Raw genomic sequence first — 1,458 nt, 5'->3', positions numbered from 1 at the left:
TTCCCTAAGTTTGTAGGTGTCTGGGGTTGGTGCCCTGGATGCCCAGGGCGGTGGGGTGTAGCTGATCGGGTTTTGCCTGTTGTCGAGGCTCGAAAGGACTGGCTGCCCCGCCGTGCTGGACGCTCCGACTGCTGATTGAGAGCTTGTTGCGGTCGTCGCTGGTTAGGGATTTGTCGGCGGAGTTGTCCACGGGCGCAACGACTGTGGAGTCAGGAGCACGTGGGTGGATGTTCGCCCGGAGATTTGGGTCGGGATCGATGTCGGCAAGCACGCGCATCATGCGTGCGCGATCGATGAGACCGGCAAGACGGTGTTCAGCCAGAAGTTCGGCAACGACCAGGCCGCGATCGAGGCGTTGATCGCCCGCGCCGGCCGCAGTGCCGAGCGGGTTCGCTGGGCGATCGATCTGACCAGCCCGATGTCGTTGCTGCTGATCACGGTGCTGTTGGCCGCCGATCAAACGGTGACGTATGTGCCGGGCCGGGTGGTGAACTCGATGACCGGCAGCTTCCGCGGCGAGGGCAAGACCGACGCCAAGGACGCCCGGGTGATCGCCCAGACCGCCCGCCTGCGCGAGGATCTCAACCAGGTCGTGATGCCTGATGAGCTCGTGGTCGGGCTGACCCAGCTGACCAGCTACCGCACCGATCTGATGGCGGATTGGGTGGCCGGGATCAACCGGCTGCGCGCGCTGCTCGGGTCCATCTTCCCCGCGTTGGAGGCCGCGTTCGACTTCTCGAACCGGACCCCACTGATCCTCGTCGCCGCAATGTGCACCCCCGCCGAGATCCGAGCGGCCGGAATCGACGGTGTCACAACGCATCTCACCGACAATGGGGCGTGGAAACCGGGCATCGCCAAGACTGCCGCCACCGCGATCGAGGCCGCCGGACGCCAAAGCCTGGCCCTGCCCGGGGAGGCCGACACCGCGATGCTGGTCAAACGCATCGCCCGAAAGCTCCTCGATCTGGACCGCGAGATCAAGGACACCGACAAACTCATCACGACCCGATTCCGGGAACACCCCTGGGCGCGCATCATCGAATCCCTGCCCGGCATGGGCCCCGGACTGGGCGCAGAGTTCCTCGTCGGCACCGGCGGTGACCTGGCCAACTTCGCCAGCGCGGGCCGCTTGGCCTCCTACGCCGGACTCGTCCCGGTCCCCCGAGACTCGGGCCGCGTCAGCGGCAACCTGCACCGCCCGAAACGCTACAACCGGCGCATGCGACGCGTGTTCTTCATGGCAGCCCTGTCGAGCCTGAAGATCACCGACGGCCCCTCGCGGCGGTTCTACGACAAGAAGCGCAATGAGCGACTCATCCATACCCAAGCCCTCCTTGCGCTGGCACGGCGCCTGGTCGACGTTTTGTGGGCACTGTTGCGAGATCGGCGCGAATTCAGCTTCGACACACCGACTCCCGCCGCTACCGCCGCTTGACACGGTCATTGAGAGTCCTT

General features: G+C 65.6%; 1 protein-coding gene. It reads left to right on the top strand.

The genetic code is table 11. The features are described from left to right. Positions 1-223: 223 nt before the first annotated feature. Positions 224-1,438: an IS110 family transposase gene (locus tag ACWEQQ_RS45035; RefSeq protein WP_452352572.1), complete on the top strand. Its 1,215-nt coding sequence runs from the start codon at positions 224-226 to the stop codon at positions 1,436-1,438. Positions 1,439-1,458: the final 20 nt, after the last annotated feature.

This window comes from Nocardia sp. NPDC004123 (assembly GCF_053603795.1).
Note: the sequence above shows the minus strand (reverse complement) of the source record. Positions and strands in the feature narration are given on the sequence as shown.